This is a genomic window from Rhizobium sp. AN6A, from assembly GCF_900215635.1.
GTDB lineage: Bacteria > Pseudomonadota > Alphaproteobacteria > Rhizobiales > Rhizobiaceae > Agrobacterium > Agrobacterium tumefaciens.
This window is the reverse complement of record NZ_OCNC01000003.1, coordinates 1,032,962-1,051,696: the sequence shown is the minus strand read 5'-3', so window position 1 is coordinate 1,051,696 and position 18,735 is coordinate 1,032,962. Positions and strand designations below refer to the sequence as shown.

The window sequence follows — 18,735 nt, the reverse complement described above, 5'->3', positions numbered from 1 at the left end:
CAGTACGAGTTCAGGGTGTCATTCATGACGACAGAATTATCCGCACTTCCCGTAGACCATCCCCGCGTAAGATTTGGCAAGGTCGGCGTTCTGCTTGTCAATCTTGGCACGCCGGATGGTACGGACTATTGGCCGATGCGCCGTTATCTGGCGGAATTTCTGAGCGACAAACGCGTGATCGAATGGTCGCGCCTCTACTGGTATCCGATCCTGTACGGCATCGTCCTCAACAAGCGCCCACAGAAGGTCGGCAAGGCCTATGAGGCAATCTGGAACCGCGATCGCAACGAAAGCTATCTGCGCACCTATACCCGCAGCCAGGGCGAACTGATGGCACAGGCGCTGAAGGATTTGCCCAATGTCGTCGTTGACTGGGCCATGCGCTACGGCCAGCCTTCCATCGCTTCGAAAATCGACGCGCTGAAGGAGCAGGGATGCGAGAAAATCCTGCTATTCCCGCTCTATCCGCAATATGCCGCATCGACCACGGCAACGGTGAACGACAAGGCTTTCGAACATCTGATGAAGCTGCGCTGGCAGCCCGCCATCCGCACCGTGCCGCCCTATCATGACGATCCTGCCTATATCGAGGGGCTTGCCGCCTCCGTCAAAAACCATCTGGCAACGCTGGACTGGGAACCGGAGATGCTGATCACCTCCTTCCACGGCATTCCGCAATCCTACTTCAGGAAGGGCGATCCCTATTATTGCCACTGCCAGAAGACCGCCCGTCTGCTGAAGGAAGCGCTGGGACGTACCGACAAGAACTTCATGATCACCTTTCAGTCGCGTTTCGGGCCGGAAGAATGGCTGCAGCCCTATACCGACAAGACCATGGAAAAGCTGGCATCCGAAGGCATCAAACGCATCGCCATCATGAACCCCGGTTTCGTATCGGATTGTCTTGAAACGCTGGAGGAAATTGCCGGTGAGGCCGGAGAAATCTTTCTGCATAATGGCGGCGAGAAATTCACCCACATCCCGTGTCTCAACGACAGCGTCGAGGGTATGACAGTTCTCGAAAAGGTTGTACGACAAGAGTTGCAAGGTTGGGTGTAATCTTGCCATAACGATGCGGGTGTAAGATCCCAAAAGGTTCTGGTGCTGGAGGAAGAAGTGATGATTGCATTGGGCGGTTTCGATATCGTCGTCATAGCGGCGGTTGTTTTGGTCATTCTGGTGCTCTTTGCCGGCATCAAGACCGTACCGCAGGGGCATCGCTACACGGTTGAACGGTTCGGGCGCTACACCCGCACACTCGAGCCGGGCCTCAACCTTATCGTGCCGTTCTTCGAAAGCATCGGTTCGAAGATGAATGTGATGGAGCAGGTTCTGCATATACCGACACAGGAAGTTATCACCCGCGATAATGCCAGTGTCTCGGCTGATGCCGTCACATTCTATCAGGTCCTCAATGCCGCACAGGCCGCTTACCAGATCACCAATCTGGAAATGGCGATTGAAAACCTCACCATGACCAACATCCGCTCGGTGATGGGCTCGATGGATCTCGATGAGTTATTGTCAAACCGTGATGCCATCAACGATCGCCTGCTGCGCGTGGTGGACGAGGCGGTGGGACCATGGGGTATCAAGGTCACGCGCATCGAAATCAAGGATATCGCGCCGCCGAAAGATCTAGTCGATTCCATGGCAAGGCAGATGAAGGCGGAGCGTGAAAAACGCGCGCAGGTGCTGGAGGCCGAGGGCGCCCGCAATGCTCAGATTCTGCGCGCAGAGGGCGCAAAGCAATCCGCCATTCTCGAGGCGGAAGGCCAGCGCGAAGCGGCGTTCCGCGATGCCGAGGCCCGCGAGCGTCTGGCCGAGGCCGAAGCCAACGCCACCCGCATGGTGTCGGAAGCCATCGCTGCCGGCAATGTCCACGCGATCAATTACTTCGTTGCCCAGAAATATACCGAAGCGCTCTCCAATATCGGTACCGCCAAAAACTCGAAAATCGTGTTGATGCCGATGGAGGCTTCTGCGTTGATCGGCTCGCTCGGCGGCATAGGGGCAATCGCCCGCGACGTCTTCGGCGACAAGGGCGATGCACCAACGGCGCCCGCCGTCCCCGCATCTTCCCGCTCGGTGCCGCCGTCGCGGCCTTCGGCCCAGGCCATCAACGTGACAATTCCCGGTAATCCCTTCGGCTCTTCATCGGAGAAGTGACGATGCTGCAACGGCTTGCCACGGAGTTGGGACCATGGAGCTGGTGGATTGCCGGCTTCATTCTGCTGGCTGCCGAGCTGGTCGCTCCGGGCGTGTTTCTGATCTGGATTGGCATTGCCGCGCTGGTGATCGGCGCGCTCTCCCTGCTGTTCTGGGATGCTGCATTCTGGGCGTGGCAATTGCAACTGGTGCTGTTTGCCGCCCTCTCCATCGCCTTCGCCCTGCTTGGCCGGAAATATTTCGGCAAAAACCGGGAGGCAAGCGACGAACCCTTCCTCAATCAGCGGGAAGCAAGCCTTGTTGGCCGCACAGCGACCCTGCAGGAGCCGGTTGTCGAAGGACGCGGCCGCATAAGGCTGGACGATACCTGGTGGTCCGTTAACGGTGAGGACATGCCAGCTGGAACACGTGTCAGGATCGCAGCTGCGCGTGGCCGCACCCTGACGATAGAGCCGCTCGACCGCTCATAGCGATCAGGCCACACCGATTCTCAACAGATCGTGGAAATGCACCAACCCTATCGGCCGGTTATCGTCATCAACGACGATCAGCGCACCGATGTGGAATTTTTCCAGCGTCGCCAGAGCGCTGGTCGCCAGCACCGATTTTTTGACCGTTTTCGGAGTACGGGTCATGATGTCGTCAACCGTCAATTCGGCGAGGTTGCGCGACAGGTTGCGCGCCATATCGCCCTCGGTGACGATGCCGCAGAGACGGCCATCCTCGTCCAGAATGCCGACGCAGCCGAAATGCTTACGGGAAAGAACACTGACTGCTTCCGGCATGGAGGTTCCCTTGCCGACCAGCGGCACCCGGTCGCCGGTATGCATGATATCGCTGACCAGCGTAAGGCCCGCGCCCAGTTTGCCGCCGGGGTGAAACACCTTGAAATCACCGGCAGTGAAATTGCGTGCTTCCAGAAGCGCAACGGCAAGGGCGTCGCCAAGTGCCAGCTGCATCAATGTGGAGGTGGTAGGCGCAAGACCGAGCGGGCAGGCTTCCTGTTCATTGGGAACCAGAAGCACGATATCGGCTGCCTTCGCTAGCGATGCACTCTCCGAACAGGTAAGTGCAATCAGCGGGATGGAGAAACGGCGCGAGTAGTTGATGATGCTACGCAGCTCTGAACTTTCACCGCCTTTGGAGATCGCCAGCACCACATCATCACCGCCGATCATGCCCAGATCGCCGTGGTTGGCCTCCGCCGCATGCACGAAGAACGCAGGCGTTCCCGTGGAGGCGAAGGTGGCCGCGAGCTTGGCGCCTATGTGGCCGCTTTTACCCACCCCGGTGATGATGAGGCGGCCATTAGACTGGCCGATCGTTTCGATCGCCTTGCAGAAAGGTTCGGAAAGCCCGTTCCTGAGGGCCTCTTCAAGAGCGGCAAGGCCAGCCCTCTCCATCGAAATCGTCCGCACGGCGGATTCAATCGCATTGTCTTCAACCAGTTTGACGGCTCTCGTAATCATGGCCGACTGTTACTATTTCAACCGGAATAAGTCCACTCTACAGCCGAAAATCGCCGCTCTTTAGTGGCGCAGGTTCGGTGGAGAAATCTCCTCCATCGTTCCCATCCGCTTGAAAGGGATGTTCTCTTCATCGACCAGATATCGCCCGACTGTCCTTATCCACGAGATAGAGCCGTCATCACGGCGCACGGCATATTCCTGATGGTAAAAGCTGGCGGCCTTAAGCGTCGTGAGCGCAGTTTCGATCACATGATTGCGATGGCCGATATCCACTTTCTCGAGCATCTGGAAAATGCTGATGCCCTGCATCGCCTGCCGCAAAGGAATGCCGAAGAGTTCAGCGCAGACTTCGTCTAGATAGAATCGGTCATTGGTAATATCCCAGCAATAAAAACCGACCTGCTTGACGTTCAAAACGGGATTCATGAAACGACGCTGTGACACAAAATAAAAATCAATTGGATTGCTAAAATAAAACGGATGAGTTCCACCCAATCATAGGGCGATTCCGTGCCAAAATGAAACGTTTAAATCTGATCATATTAGAAATATTAGTCATCTCGGCAAATTTTCTTCAGTCGCGGTGCCGAAGCGGCCAAATCGAACGAGGAAGGCCCCCAGCTTTGCCGCAGCCACAGATGTGCTGAAATCCGGGGGGTCTTTATCAACTGTTAACCATAAAAATCCTATTGTTAAAGCGATATTAAAACTTGCGTCGCGTGTCTGGTCACTTGGTCGTCCACTTCATCTGTCTGCCGCTCATTCGGCTTCAGGAAATGCTGAGACGAACTTTCGATCCGACATCGGCCAAATGCGCCGGGTGAAGAGGAATGATTGTGAAGGGCACCGCCACACGTCTGCCGACGTCGCGGAAAGCAGCAACCCTGCTGCTGCTTGCCTGTACGCTTCTCTACACCCCGGGAACTGTTTTCGCGCAAACAGCGGCCACGCGGCTGCCTGTCGCTGTTCCATCCGGCGATGCAACGCCGGCAGAGAACCCGACAACGACAACTGAAACCGAGGCAAGCACGGTGCGAGCAGCACCGCCACAGCAACTATGGCGCCCCTCGAATAATCCGGGCGACCCTATTTCCGAACAGCAGGAAGAAGCCGGCCAGCCTTATGCCGACGCGGAAAACCCTTATGAGCCAACGGTAGACGGCGGTGAAAACCCGCAAAGAGCCACCGAACCCGGACAAACCCCCGGCATCCGGCTCGGTACATTCCTGCTGCGGCCTTCGATCAGCCAGACGATCAATACGGAAAAGCAGACGAACACCGGCGGCCCTTCCAGACGTAACTACCTGACGACGGGTATTCGCGGCACGCTAACCAGCGACTGGTCCCGCCATGCGCTGACTGTAACAGGCGATGGCGCCTGGGAGAAAAATTTCGGCAGCAAGAATGGCGAGGAGCCAAGGGCGCGGATAGAAGCCGATCTGCGCCTCGATCTCAGCGAAGAAACGACGGCTAATCTCAAGGCGGGTTACGAATTCAGTCGTGAAGGCACCACTGACCCCAACGCTTTGACCGGCGCTGCCGTGCAAGGCGGAGAACACCGTTTCACGACTGGCGCATCGATCCAACGGGATTTCGGCAAGCTGCGCGGGCTGGCGGCGCTCGATCTGTCGCGTACGGTCTACACGGATGCAAAGGGCATAAACGGCCAGCCGATCAGTCTTAGCGATCGCGACCAGAACAGCGCGAACCTGCGCGGCCGCATCGGCTACGAATTGTCACCGGCACTGATCCCGTTCCTCGAATTGAACGCGGGGACGACCAAATATGACAGGCGCCTGGACAATACCGGTTACGCGCGGTCCTCGAATTCCTACGGCGCCAAAATTGGAGCCGAGGTCGATCTTGGCGAGAAGACCCGCGGCGAGGCCGCCATCGGCTATCTACGCAAACAATATGACGACGACCGCATCGCTTCCATCGGCGCTCTGACACTGGACGGCGAGCTGAACTGGTCACCCCAGCGCGGCACCAACGTCAATCTTGGCCTGCGCACGACGATAGAGGATTTCGCCGGCGGACCGCAGGGCGGCTGGATTTCCTATCGACTGGATGCCGGGCTGACCCATGAGTTGCGCAGCAATCTGGTCGCGCGGTTGACCGGGCAGATCGTACACCGGACATTCCCGTCCTCCGACAACGAGAATGCCGTGGAATACACCGCAGGCGCTGGCTTGACCTGGGGGCTGAACCGCTATCTCGATCTGACGGCGGACGTTAGTTATCAGTGGACGCCGATTTATGACAGCAACGAACTGCGCATCGGCGCGGGGCTTGTCCTGAAACGATAACGTTGCCCCAAATAGAAATCCCGGCGCGAAGGCCGGGATCCCGTTGTCCATTTGGTGAATTTACTTCAGTCCGTCGATAAGAGCCTTGATCGGCTCCTCGATTGCGGGACGTATGTCAGCGCGTTCGAGCGCGAAAGCGACGTTGGCAAGAATGAAACCATCCTTGGCGCCGCAATCGAACGTCTGCCCGCGGAAATGATAGCCAGCGAATTCCTGCGACTTGGCAAGCGTCAACATGCCGTCCGTCAGCTGGATTTCGTTGCCGGCGCCCCGTTCCTGATTTTCCAGAATGTCGAAAATCTCAGGCTGAAGGATGTAGCGACCGTTGATGTAGAAATTCGAAGGTGCCGTACCCTTGGCAGGCTTCTCGACCATTTCAGTGATCTTGAAACCCTCGCCCACGGTGTTACCCACGCCGACGATGCCGTATTTATGCGTCTGATCGGGAGCGCATTCCTGCACCGCGATGACGTTGCCGGCGGTCTGGTCATAAAGTTCGACCATGCCCTTGAGGCAGCTTTTCTGCGAGTGCATGATCATATCAGGCAACAGCACGGCGAAAGGCTCGTCGCCGACGATATCACGCGCACACCAGACCGCATGGCCAAGACCAAGCGGCACCTGCTGACGCGTGAAGCTTGCCGTGCCCGCCTTGGGCAGAAGGCCGGCCAGCAATGTAAGCTCGGCATTCTTGTTGCGCTCGCGCAGCATTTGTTCGAGTTCAAATTGAATATCAAAATAATCTTCAATCACCGCCTTGCCGCGGCCGGTGACAAATACGAAATGCTCGATGCCCGCTTCCGCCGCCTCGTCGACGACGTATTGAATGACCGGCTTGTCAACGACAGTGAGCATTTCTTTCGGAACCGCCTTGGTTGCGGGCAGGAAACGCGTACCCAGACCTGCGACCGGAAATACGGCCTTCCGAATTTTCTTATGTTCTACCACATATCCCTCCTGAGAGATAAAACTTGATCACAATCCCCGCACAGTGTTGTTATTTCAAAAATAACAACGTTTTGTAAAGGGTGACGCTACCATCTATTAATGGTAAAGAATTTGTTGACATTCTTTTGTTATGCATGACGACGCCCGATGCGTTTTCGCAATCGAAATGATATTCGAGAGAACGAAAGACTGACGATGACAAAGATGATCCTTTCAAATGTCCGCAAATTCGGCTGCATGATGGTTGCAGGTCTGGCGATCTCGCTGGCCCCCGTCTCGGCCCGGGCCGATGCTGGGTTCAAGCAGTGGATCAACCAGTTCTACGCAACAGCCGCGAAAGAAGGCATTAGCAAGGCGACCTACCAGAAAGCCTTTGCTGGCGTCAGCGAGCCGGATCCGGATGCGCTGCGCAAGGCGACCTTCCAGCCGGAATTCACCACCCAGATCTGGGATTATCTCGATTCCCGCGTCAACCCCTATACGGTGCGCATCGGCCGCGAGATGAAGATGAAGCACGCGACGACGCTCAACTGGATCGAGCGTAACTTCAACGTCGACAAACACATCATTCTCGCAATCTGGTCGATGGAATCGAATTACGGCGCGGTTCTCGAAAAGCCGGAGCGCCTGCACAATATTCCGCAGGCACTGGCCACGCTCGCCTATTCCGACCCCAAACGCGCCAAGTTCGCGCGCACGCAATTGATCGCCGCACTTAAAATCCTGCAGGCGGGCGATGTCACGCCCAAGCAGCTGACGGGTTCCTGGGCGGGGGCGATGGGCCATACCCAGTTCATTCCGACCAGCTACCTGCTCTATGCTGTCGATGCGGACGGCAACGGTAAGCGCGACATCTGGCACTCGGTTCCAGACGCGCTGGCGACGGCCGCCAATCTTCTCACCAAGAACGGCTGGGAGCCCGGCCGGACCTGGGGTTACGAAACAGCCGTGCCGCGTGGCGGTGCCCGTTATGAGGGGCAGACGAAGTCCATTGCGGAATGGACCAAGCTTGGCTTTGCCCGCCCGAACGGCAAGAATTTCACCCGCGGCTCCGATCGCGCCATGCTGAAACTGCAGGGTGGGGCAAATGGTCCAGGTTTCCTGATGATGAAAAACTTCTTCACCATCAAGAAATACAACGCATCCGACAGCTATGCGCTGGCCGTTGGCCTGCTTGCGGACGAGATCGCCGGTTATGGCGGCATGCAGCAGAAATGGCCGCGTCCGGACGGCACGCTGGATATTCGTGAAAAATTCGAACTCCAGACCCGCATGAAAGAACTGGGCTATTACGATGGCGAGGTCGATGGCAATTTCGGCTCCGGTTCGAAGGCGGCGATCAGCGCCATCCAATCGCGCATGGGTCTGGAAACCGACGGTCAGCCGTCGCAGCGATTGCTGAGAGCCCTGCGGAATTGATAATATGCCGGTGAATTCGGCGGCGGTCTTCAACGCCGCCGAAGCATCCGGAAGGATCTATGTCATGAGTAGGAAACCTGCGGCAAAAAGCACAAGGACGGGCTGGCGCATCTGCGCCATCATTCTTTGTGCTGTCTTGTGCACGCCGCTTGTCCCTTCGCAAACCTTCGCCCAGGAACAGCGACGCACCCTGTTCGAAATGCTGTTTGGCCGGCCCGTGGGCCGGGAGGACACGCCCGGCCGCGAATACCAGCCCCGCAATCGCCGGGATTTCCCGGCTGCCCCGCGTGAAAAATCAGTCACCCGCCCGCAACCCGCAAGAAAAGCGCCTTCGGTGGTTCAGATGCGAACCATAAAACCGGAGCCGACCGCCAAGCTTGAAAATGCAAGGCGCGTTCTGGTCGTCGGTGATTTTCTGGCCGGTGGCATGGGGGAAGAATTGGTCAATGCCTTCGCCAGCTCTCCGGGAATTTCGGTCGATGTGCGCGCGAATGGTTCTTCGGGCCTCGTCCGCACGGATTATTACGACTGGTTCGCCAATCTACCGCAGTTCATAACCGAAACAAATCCCGCCACCATCGTCATCATGATGGGATCGAACGATCGCCAGCAGATGCAGATCGGCGATATCAGGGAAAAATTTGGCACCGATGTCTGGTTCAAGGAATATGAGCGGCGGATCGATGAACTTCTGACCCTTGCCCGCCGCCCGAAGGTGCCGCTGCTGTGGGTTGGCCTGCCTGCCTTCCAGTCAACCTCACTCTCGGCCGATCTCGTCGGCTTCAACCGGCTTTATCGCAGCCATACCGAAAAATACGGCGGCGAATTCGTCGATGTCTGGGACGGCTTCGTCGACGAGGCCGGTAAATTTGTTATCACCGGCTACGACATGAACGGCCAGCAGGCCCGTCTGCGTGAGGCAGATGGCGTCGGCATGACGCAGGCCGGCAAACGCAAGCTTGCTTTTTACGTCGAGAAATTCGTGCGCAGGCACCTCGACAGCGCCGGACCGGACCTCGTGAAACTGGACGGCAGCAATTTGCCTGCACTCACCTCCCTGCCCGCACTTGGCATCGACGCGGGACAGGTGCGCACCCAGCCGATCAGCCTGACCGATCCGAACCTCGATGGAGGTGACAAGCTGCTTGGCGATGTCCCTTCGACGACCGTATCGACACGTGTCTCGGTGGTGGAATCGCCACGTGAACGACTGACCAAGCGGGGCGAGATGGCCGATGCACCGGCGGGTCGTATCGATGACTACCGGGTTGTCCCGGATACCGCTCAGGCCAGGCAATAGCCACTTCTCCGCCGTCGCTACGGATCGAACCGGCGTAATGTTGAGGCAACCCGGCAATGGCAGGATAAATACAGCTTTGCAGCAAATGCGGGGTCGGCCAATTGCCTTCCCATGCGCGAGTCTTACTGCACGGTGATATTTATCCGATGCCCCCGCGCCCCTTCCTCTCCAGAAGGCGCACGCCAGACATTGCCGAGAACAATTCATGCGCCTGCTGCTTGTTGAAGACGAACGCGAAATGGCAGCAGCCCTTTCCGCCGCCCTGCACCGGTTCGATATCATCGTGGACAATGTCGGCACGCTCGATCTTGCCCGGCATGCGATCATGGACGGTGTTCACGATCTTGTCGTGCTCGACCGGCAATTGCCCGATGGCGATGGCATCCAGCTTATAGAAGATCTGCGCCTGCTGCCCGTCACACCGCCCGTCATCGTGCTGACAGCGCAAGGCACGCTTGCGGACCGGGTGAACGGCCTGAACCTTGGCGCGGACGATTATCTGGCCAAGCCCTTCGCTGTCGAGGAGCTCCTTGCCCGCATCCGCGCCCTGATGCGCCGGCCAGCCGGCAGCGTGACGATGACGGCGAAACTGGGCAAGCTGGAATTTTGCTTCGAAACCCGCGAAGTTCGCATCAAGGGAGAGTTTATTCCCCTGACCAGACGCGAATTGCTGATCCTCGAAGCCCTGTTGCGTCGGCAGGGCAGAACGGTGCTGCGATCGGTACTGGAAGAGGCCGTTTACAATTTCGACGATGAAATCCAGTCCAATGCGCTTGATTCACATATCTCCCGTCTGCGCCGTAAATTGCAGGCGGCGGATGCGGGTCTGGAGGTTCACGGTATTCGCGGCGTCGGTTATCTGCTGAGGGCAACCGCATGAAGCCGGCCAAAAGGAAATCACTCAAACGTCGTCTGACCATTCAACTGCTGCTGTTCCAGATCGGCAGCCTTTTCATCTTCAGCGCCACCTTTGTCGCCTATCTATCGAGCGGCGGCGTCGGCAGCGCACTCCTCAGTCAGCAGTCGGCCCAAATCGCCGCCAATGCGCTCACACGGGACAGCAATGGCCGGTTGGCTTTTAGAGAAACGAATGAATTTGCAGAGTTGCGCAGAAACATGCCCGACTTCTGGTTCGTCGCCGTCAGCGAAACAGGGGAAATCGTGCAAGACGGTCAGGTTCCCGAAGCCTTCAGCAACATGGATCAGCAGCTTAGCGACACCAATATCAAACTCTCCGATATACGTGAGGCGGCATTGTCCTATTCCTATCTCGCCGTCATGCGCATCGCTATCGTTCGCCGTGTTTCCGGGCCGGAGGGTGAATTCGCCATGATCGGCCAAGGCGGGCCGTTCAGCATGACCTTCCCGGTCCTCCTGTTCTCCAACATCCTGGTCATGCCGTTCCTTATTCTCATGTCCGCCGTGACGATCGTGACCATTCCCTGGATCATCCGCAAAGAGTTTTTCGCGCTCTCCGCCATCGCCCGAACGGCGGAGACCATCGATATCGACAAACGGGGATATCGATTACCGGATGGCGATATTCCAAGGGAGGTGCAGCCGCTGGTGCATGCCGTCAATGGCGCATTGCAGCGGCTGGACGATGGCTATGAGAGGCACAAGCGTTTCATTCTCGATGCGGCCCATGAATTGCGAACCCCCGTCGCCATTCTCCAGACCCGTGTCGAAACGTTGCTGGACGGACCGGACCGGAGCAGGATATTGGCCGATGCCAGCCGTATCGCCGTGCTTGCCGAACAATTGCTCGATCTGCAACGACTTGGCGGGCAAAAGGCGCCGCTTATTCCACTAGATCTTGTTGGCCTGTGCCGGTCTGTCGTCGCTGATATGGCGCCGCTTGCAATCTCTCAAGGCTACGAACTTTCGTTCGAGCCGGACGAAGAGCCGATCCTCGCCCTTGCCGATGACGCCTCGCTGCAACGCGCCCTGATGAACGTCGTGCAAAACGCCATCGAACATGGCGGCAATCGCGGAACGATCACCATAAAAGTGGGAGCCAACCGCGTGATCGACATATCCGACGAAGGCAACGGAATTCCCGAAGAGGACCGGGAAGCCGTGTTTGACGCATTTCACCGGTTAAGACCGAAGGATCGCGGTACCGGGCTCGGTCTCAACCTCGTGCAGGAAATCGTCCGCTACCATGGGGGTGAGATCACCATAAGTGATTCCCCATCCGGCGGCGCCTCCTTCCGCATCAGCCTTCCCTATTGCTGAAACGAATCCTGTCTTCGGACACCACGTAATGTCATTGCAATTCTCAGGCGCGATATGTTGCCGTCCCCTGAATGCGAAACCTCCATCGCGTTTCGGTTCTCCAGTCAAACGAAAGGCCTGTTGTGAAACACAACAGGCCTTTCCGTTTTTGTTACGACGGCTTGCGCCGCGTCAACTCGCTCAGCGCGGAAGGACGGTTGCGCCCATCAGCTCTTCGTCGATCGCACGTGCCGCCTGACGGCCTTCGCGGATTGCCCAGACCACCAGCGACTGGCCACGGCGAACGTCGCCCGCCGCCCACAGCTTGTCGACCGAGGTCTTGTAGTCCGTTTCGTTGGCGATCACGTTGGTGGAACCGCGACGATCGGTGTTGAGCGACAGTTTGCCATCCATTTCCTTCAGCACGCTATCGGTGAAAGGACCGGAGAAACCGATGGCGATGAAGGCAAGATCAGCCTTGATGATGAACTCCGTACCGGCAATGGGGTTGCGCCGGTCGTCCACCTGACAGCACTTTACACCCGTCAAAACGCCGTCTTCACCGACGAATTCAAGCGTGGCCACCTGGAACTCGCGAACTGCGCCTTCTGCCTGCGAAGAAGAGGTGCGCATTTTCGTTGCCCAGAAGGGCCATACGGCAAGCTTGTCTTCCTTTTCCGGCGGCATCGGGCGGATATCGAGCTGGGTGACTTTAACCGCACCCTGACGGAAGGCCGTACCGACGCAGTCAGACGCCGTATCGCCACCGCCGACGACGACGACATGCTTGCCGCCGGCGAGGATCGGATCGGCCGGCCAGCCGATGCTGTCGATGTTTTCGCGGCCAACGCGGCGGTTCTGCTGCACGAGGTAAGGCATGGCGTCGTAAACGCCATTGAAATCGGCGCCACCGATGCCGGCCGGGCGCGGGGTTTCCGAACCGCCGCAATAAAGAACCGCATCGTGATCAGCCAGAAGCGCTTCGACCGTTACATCTACGCCGACGTTGACGCCGCAATGGAAGGTAACACCTTCACCCTTGATCTGCTCGACGCGGCGGTCGATGAAGTTCTTCTCCATCTTGAAATCCGGAATACCGTAACGCAGCAAACCGCCGGGCTTCGATTCACGCTCGTAAACGTGGACCTCATGACCGGCGCGGCCAAGCTGCTGCGCTGCCGCCATGCCGGAAGGACCGGAACCGATGATGGCGACCTTCTTGCCGGTGTGGATCGTGGCCGGCTTAGGCACGATAAAGCCCAGCTCGTAGGCCTTATCGGCAATCGCCTGTTCGACGGTCTTGATGGCGACCGGCGCATCCTCGAGGTTCAGCGTGCAGGCTTCCTCGCAGGGTGCCGGACAGACGCGGCCGGTGAATTCCGGGAAGTTGTTGGTGGAATGGAGGTTGCGGATCGCCTCTTCCCAGTTGTTGTTATAAACCAGATCGTTCCAGTCGGGGATCTGGTTATGCACGGGACAGCCCGTCGGACCGTGACAGTAGGGAATGCCGCAATCCATGCAGCGCGCCGCCTGCTTCTGCACCTCGGCATCCGACATCGGAATGGTGAATTCGCGGAAATGGCGGATACGGTCCGATGCGGGCTGATACTTGCCCACCTGCCGGTCGATCTCAAGAAAACCTGTAACCTTGCCCACGTTTATGTCCTCACATCAAAGCGGAGCGCCTGTCGGGCCCCAGTACCAGTAAGCGAAACCGAAAGCCGCCCCCAATACGATGAATTCAAATCCGGTCTCGCCGCTTGTCCAATAGATCGCCATGGGAACGGCGACCGCGATCATCAGCGAGACCAGTTGGTGTAGTATCCTCACGCGGCGGATTATTCCGCCGCCACGCCCATGCGCATGCGCTCCATTTCCTCAAGCGCACGACGGTATTCGACCGGCATGACCTTGCGGAATTTCGGACGGAACTCGCTCCAGCGGTCGAGTATATCCTTGGCGCGTGCAGAGTTGGTGTAGTGGAAGTGATTGGAAATCAGCTGGTAGAGCCGCTCCTCGTCGTGACGCGTCATGTCCTCGGATACGTCAACGCGTCCCTTGTGCATGAGGTCGCCACCGTGATGGTGCAGCTTCTCCAGCATGTCGTCCTCTTCCGGAACCGGCTCCAGCTCGACCATGGCCATGTTGCAGCGGGTGGCGAAATCGCCCTTCTCGTCGAGAACGTAAGCTACGCCACCGGACATGCCGGCCGCGAAGTTGCGGCCCGTCTCGCCGAGCACCACGACAATACCGCCCGTCATATATTCGCAACCGTGGTCGCCGACACCTTCGACAACCGCGACCGCGCCGGAGTTGCGCACTGCAAAGCGCTCACCCGCAACACCGCGGAAATAGCACTCGCCGGTGATGGCGCCGTAAAGAACGGTGTTGCCGACGATGATCGAGTTTTCCGCGACGATACGGGTGTTTTCCGGCGGACGCACGATGATGCGGCCACCCGAAAGACCCTTGCCGACATAGTCGTTGCCGTCACCCACCAGATCGAAGGTGATGCCGCGAGCGAGAAACGCGCCGAAGGACTGACCGGCCGTGCCGCGCAGGGTCACGTGGATTGTATCGTCCTTCAGACCCTTATGGCCCCAGCGCTTGGCAAGCGCGCCTGACAGCATGGCACCGGCGGAACGGTCGACGTTCTTGATCGGCACTTCGAAAACGACAGGCTCGCGGTTTTCCAGCGACGGTAGCGACTTCTCGATCAGCTTGCGATCGAGAATATCGTCGATCGGGTGCTTCTGACGCTCGGTCCAGAAGGTTGCCTCCTTGGGAGCCTCGACCTTGTGGAAGATACGGCTGAAATCCAGACCCTTGGCCTTCCAGTGCGCCAGCATCTCATCCTTTTCAAGAAGTTCGGAAGCGCCGATGATCTCGTCCAGCTTGGTAACGCCAAGCGAGGCGAGGATTTCGCGCACCTCTTCAGCCACGAAGAAGAAGTAGTTGATGACATGTTCCGGCGTACCCTTGAAGCGCTTGCGCAGAACCGGGTCCTGCGTTGCGACGCCGACGGGGCAGGTGTTCAGATGGCACTTGCGCATCATGATGCAGCCCGCAGCAATCAGCGGCGCGGTGGCAAAGCCGAATTCATCCGCACCAAGCAGCGCGCCGATGATGACGTCGCGGCCGGTCTTCAGACCACCATCCACCTGCAGCGCGATGCGCGAACGAAGGCCGTTCAGCACCAGCGTCTGCTGGGTTTCGGCAAGGCCGATTTCCCAGGGCGAACCGGCATGCTTCAGCGACGTCAGCGGCGAAGCACCGGTGCCGCCGTCGAAACCGGCGATGGTGATATGGTCGGCGCGCGCCTTGGCGACACCCGCCGCAACCGTGCCCACGCCCACTTCCGACACGAGCTTCACAGAAACATCTGCTTCCGGGTTGACGTTCTTCAGGTCGTAGATCAGCTGCGCCAGATCTTCGATGGAGTAGATATCGTGGTGTGGCGGCGGCGAAATGAGGCCGACGCCCGGCGTGGAGTGACGGGTCTTTGCAACCGTCGCATCCACCTTGTGGCCGGGCAGCTGGCCGCCTTCACCGGGCTTGGCACCCTGCGCGACCTTGATCTGCAACATGTCGGCATTGACGAGATATTCCGTCGTCACACCGAAACGGCCGGATGCGATCTGCTTGATGGCGGAACGCTCGGGGTTCGGCTTGCCGTTCAGAAGCGGCATGTAACGGTCGGATTCTTCGCCGCCTTCGCCGGTGTTGGACTTGCCGCCGATGCGGTTCATCGCAATCGCAAGCGTCGTATGCGCCTCGCGGCTGATCGAGCCGAAGGACATGGCGCCCGTCGAGAACCGCTTGACGATATCGACCGCCGGTTCGACGTCATCGATGGAAACCGGCTTGCGGCCGAGCGCTTCCGCCGATTTGACCTTGAACAGGCCGCGAATGGTGTTCATGCGCAGCGCCGTCTCATTCACCATCCCAGCAAATTCACGGTAGCGCTCCTGGCTGTTGCCGCGCACGGCGTGTTGCAGCGAGGCGACGGCATCCGGCGTCCAGGCGTGGCTTTCGCCGCGCATGCGATAGGCATATTCGCCGCCGATATCGAGCGTGTTGGCAAGGATCGGATCCTTGCCGAAAGCCGCCGTGTGGCGCGTTACGGTTTCTTCGGCGATCTCGGTCAGACCCACGCCCTCGATGGAGGTGGCGGTGCCGAAGAAATACTTCTCGACGAATTCCGAAGACAGGCCGATGGCGTCGAAAATCTGCGCGCCGCAATAGGACTGGTAGGTGGAAATGCCCATCTTGGACATGACCTTGAGGATGCCCTTACCCACCGCCTTGATGTAGCGATAGACGACTTCGTCGTCCGACACTTCCTTCGGGAAGGCGCCGTGCTTGTGCATGTCGAGCAGCGTGTCGAAGGCGAGATAGGGGTTGATGGCCTCCGCGCCGTAGCCGGCGAGCAGACAGAAATGATGGATTTCGCGCGGTTCGCCGGTTTCAACGACGAGGCCGACCGAGGTGCGCAGACCCTTGCGGATCAGGTGGTGATGCACGGCAGCCGTCGCCAGCAGCGCGGGGATCGCAATGCGGTCCGGGCCGAGCTGACGGTCGGACAGAACGATGATGTTGTAACCACCGCGAACAGCGGATTCAGCTCGCTCGCACAGGCGGTCGAGCATGTCAGGCATGCCTTCGGCGCCGCGCTCCACATCATAGGTAAAGTCGAGCGTCTTGGTATCGAAACGGTCTTCCGTGTGGCCGATTGAGCGGATCTTTTCCAGATCGCCATTGGTGAGGATCGGCTGGCGCACTTCCAGACGCTTGGCACGGGCCGCGCCCTCGTGATCGAGAAGGTTCGGGCGTGGGCCAATGAACGAAACGAGGCTCATCACCAGTTCTTCGCGGATCGGATCGATCGGCGGGTTGGTGACCTGCGCGAAGTTCTGCTTGAAATAGGTGTAAAGCAGCTTGGACTTGTCCGACATGGCCGAAATCGGCGTATCGGTACCCATCGAGCCGATGGCTTCCTGGCCTGTCGTTGCCATCGGCGACATCAGGAGCTTGGTATCTTCGCTGGTGTAACCGAAGGCCTGCTGGCGATCGAGCAGCGACACGTCGCGCCGCAGCGCCCGCGGCTCCACCGGCTTCAGATCCTCAAGAATGAGTTGGGTGCGGTCGAGCCAGGTGCGATAGGGGTGCTTGGCAGCAAGCTCGTGCTTCACATCCTCGTCGGAAATGATCGAGCCCTTTTCCATGTCGATCAGCAGCATCTTGCCAGGCTGCAAACGCCACTTCTTGATGATGCGTTCTTCCGGAACCGGCAGCGTGCCGGCTTCCGACGCCATGATGACGCGGTCGTCGTCGGTGACGAGATAGCGCGCCGGACGCAGACCGTTACGGTCGAGGGTTGCGCCGATCTGCTTGCCATCGGTGAAGGCAACGGCGGCCGGGCCGTCCCACGGCTCCATAAGCGCGGCATGATATTCGTAGAACGCCTTGCGCTCAGCCGACATGGACAGGTTGCCCGACCAGGCTTCCGGGATCAGCATCATCACGGCATGGGCCATGGAGTAACCGCCGCGCACGAGGAATTCGAGCGCGTTGTCGAAGCAGGCGGTGTCCGACTGGCCTTCATAGGAAATCGGCCAGAGCTTGGAGATATCGTCACCGAACAGCGCCGACGAAACAGACGCCTGACGCGCCGCCATCCAGTTGACGTTGCCGCGCAGCGTGTTGATCTCGCCGTTATGGGCGACCATCCGATAGGGATGCGCGAGCTTCCAGGACGGGAAGGTGTTGGTGGAGAAACGCTGGTGCACCAGCGCGACCGCGGATTCGAAACGCGGGTCTGCCAGATCCTTGTAATAGGCTCCAACCTGATAGGCGAGGAACATGCCCTTGTAGACGATGGTGGAGGAGGACAGCGAGACGGGGTAGAAATCCTGTGTTTCCTTGCCGCCACCCTCGTCGTAGATGCGGTTGGAGAGAACCTTGCGGATCAGGAACAGCTTGCGCTCGAAGTCATGATTAGTCGCGGCATCGCGTCCGGCGCCGATGAAAACCTGAACATGGTGCGGTTCGGTCCCGGCGATATCGGGTGCCTTGGAAAGGGAAGAATTGTCGACTGGCACGTCGCGGAAGCCGAGGAACTGCTGTCCCTCCTCGCCTATCACGTCGACAATGACCTTCTTGTAGTGATCGATACGGGACGGATCGCGCGGCATGAAGATGTGGCCAACAGCATATTCGCCAGCTTTCGGCAGCGTCACACCCTGGCTCGCCATTTCCTCGCGGAAAAAGCGGTCGGGGATCTGCACGAGAATGCCTGCACCATCGCCCATCAGCGGATCAGCGCCGACAGCACCGCGATGCGTCAGGTTTTCAAGAATGAACAGGCCGTCCTTGACGATCTGGTGCGACTTCTGACCCTTCATATGGGCAACAAAGCCGACGCCGCAGGCATCGTGCTCATTGCGCGGATCGTAAAGACCCTGCTTTTCCGGCAGGCCGCCCGCGAAACGCCCCTTCGCAGAAACGGGTGCGGCCGTAGCCGCGGTGGGACAGTCTGTGGTCAGGGTTGCGGCGACGTTGTCTGCCTGCAGCTTGTTTGTCATTTTCGTCCCTCCTGCAAAATTACTTGCATGGTTTCATGCGAAGATCCGGCTCGACACGAATTTCGCTTTCCGAAAAATCCGCATTCAATCCGGCTCGACCAAATTTAGGACAGCAAAGCTGTCTCAATTCGAGAGAATTTTGGCAGAAACCCGCGGGTTTAGCAAGGGTGCGAATCCAATTAGTCGCAGTGCCGATTTGCAGCGAAGTTTCGATACTGACCCATTGCGCGAAACTTTCTTGTCACAAAACGCTTCGGGCGTTGCTTTCATTGCCGGATTTGCCAACCGCGAGGTTAGGTCCTAGAACTTTGCGGGTCATC

The 18,735-nt window shown here is 58.5% G+C and carries 14 protein-coding genes; 8 read left to right on the top strand and 6 right to left on the bottom strand.

Features of this window, described 5'->3' with window-relative positions; translation table 11 throughout:
- Window positions 1-24 precede the first annotated feature (24 nt).
- The 3 genes from hemH to CRO62_RS08720 are packed head-to-tail and all read left to right on the top strand — an operon-like array spanning window position 25 to window position 2,639.
- Complete coding sequence (gene hemH / locus CRO62_RS08730) at window positions 25-1,059, top strand: ferrochelatase (protein WP_097099897.1); 1,035 nt, start codon at window positions 25-27, stop codon at window positions 1,057-1,059.
- Window positions 1,060-1,119: 60 nt separating this feature from the next.
- Window positions 1,120-2,169, top strand: a complete 1,050-nt coding sequence (locus CRO62_RS08725; protein WP_019564923.1) for an SPFH domain-containing protein — start codon at window positions 1,120-1,122, stop codon at window positions 2,167-2,169.
- A gap of 2 nt (window positions 2,170-2,171) precedes the next feature.
- Complete coding sequence (locus tag CRO62_RS08720; protein ID WP_035199685.1) at window positions 2,172-2,639, top strand: NfeD family protein; 468 nt, start codon at window positions 2,172-2,174, stop codon at window positions 2,637-2,639.
- A 3-nt stretch (window positions 2,640-2,642) separates the two neighbouring features.
- Here CRO62_RS08720 and CRO62_RS08715 read toward each other — a convergent pair whose 3' ends face one another.
- Window positions 2,643-3,638, bottom strand: coding sequence for a KpsF/GutQ family sugar-phosphate isomerase (locus tag CRO62_RS08715; protein WP_013761856.1), 996 nt, complete (start codon window positions 3,636-3,638; stop codon window positions 2,643-2,645).
- A 60-nt stretch (window positions 3,639-3,698) separates the two neighbouring features.
- Window positions 3,699-4,064, bottom strand: a complete 366-nt coding sequence (locus tag CRO62_RS08710) for a PAS domain-containing protein (protein WP_097099896.1) — start codon at window positions 4,062-4,064, stop codon at window positions 3,699-3,701.
- Between the two features lie 404 nt (window positions 4,065-4,468).
- Here CRO62_RS08710 and uppP point away from each other — a divergent pair, with 404 nt between their 5' ends.
- Window positions 4,469-5,947, top strand: a complete 1,479-nt coding sequence (uppP, locus tag CRO62_RS08705; RefSeq protein ID WP_097099895.1) for a polysaccharide biosynthesis protein UppP — start codon at window positions 4,469-4,471, stop codon at window positions 5,945-5,947.
- 60 nt (window positions 5,948-6,007) lie between these two features.
- On the opposite strand, the gene galU is transcribed toward uppP, so the two are convergent.
- Window positions 6,008-6,895, bottom strand: a complete 888-nt coding sequence (gene galU / locus CRO62_RS08700) for a UTP--glucose-1-phosphate uridylyltransferase GalU (protein WP_097099894.1) — start codon at window positions 6,893-6,895, stop codon at window positions 6,008-6,010.
- A gap of 195 nt (window positions 6,896-7,090) precedes the next feature.
- Here galU and CRO62_RS08695 point away from each other — a divergent pair, with 195 nt between their 5' ends.
- From CRO62_RS08695 to CRO62_RS08680, 4 genes are all read left to right on the top strand, one after another.
- Window positions 7,091-8,314, top strand: a complete 1,224-nt coding sequence (locus CRO62_RS08695; RefSeq protein ID WP_097099893.1) for a lytic murein transglycosylase — start codon at window positions 7,091-7,093, stop codon at window positions 8,312-8,314.
- A gap of 64 nt (window positions 8,315-8,378) precedes the next feature.
- Window positions 8,379-9,614, top strand: coding sequence for an SGNH family hydrolase (locus tag CRO62_RS08690; protein ID WP_097100435.1), 1,236 nt, complete (start codon window positions 8,379-8,381; stop codon window positions 9,612-9,614).
- A gap of 205 nt (window positions 9,615-9,819) precedes the next feature.
- The gene (locus CRO62_RS08685; RefSeq protein WP_097099892.1) at window positions 9,820-10,494 is read left to right on the top strand and encodes a response regulator transcription factor; all 675 of its coding nucleotides are present in this window, start codon (window positions 9,820-9,822) and stop codon (window positions 10,492-10,494) included.
- Window positions 10,491-11,852, top strand: a complete 1,362-nt coding sequence (locus CRO62_RS08680; protein ID WP_097099891.1) for a sensor histidine kinase — start codon at window positions 10,491-10,493, stop codon at window positions 11,850-11,852. Before CRO62_RS08685 ends, CRO62_RS08680 begins: the two co-directional genes overlap by 4 nt.
- A gap of 180 nt (window positions 11,853-12,032) precedes the next feature.
- Here CRO62_RS08680 and CRO62_RS08675 read toward each other — a convergent pair whose 3' ends face one another.
- The 3 genes from CRO62_RS08675 to gltB are packed head-to-tail and all read right to left on the bottom strand — an operon-like array spanning window position 12,033 to window position 18,415.
- Entirely contained in the window at window positions 12,033-13,487 is a 1,455-nt protein-coding gene (locus CRO62_RS08675) for a glutamate synthase subunit beta (RefSeq protein WP_097099890.1), read from the bottom strand.
- Between the two features lie 15 nt (window positions 13,488-13,502).
- Window positions 13,503-13,661 (bottom strand): hypothetical protein, encoded by a 159-nt coding sequence (locus CRO62_RS27175; protein WP_179783927.1) that lies wholly within the window; start codon window positions 13,659-13,661, stop codon window positions 13,503-13,505.
- 8 nt (window positions 13,662-13,669) lie between these two features.
- A complete protein-coding gene (gene gltB, locus CRO62_RS08670; RefSeq protein WP_097099889.1) occupies window positions 13,670-18,415 on the bottom strand; it encodes a glutamate synthase large subunit in 4,746 nt (1,581 codons plus the stop codon).
- Between the last annotated feature and the right edge of the window lie 320 nt (window positions 18,416-18,735).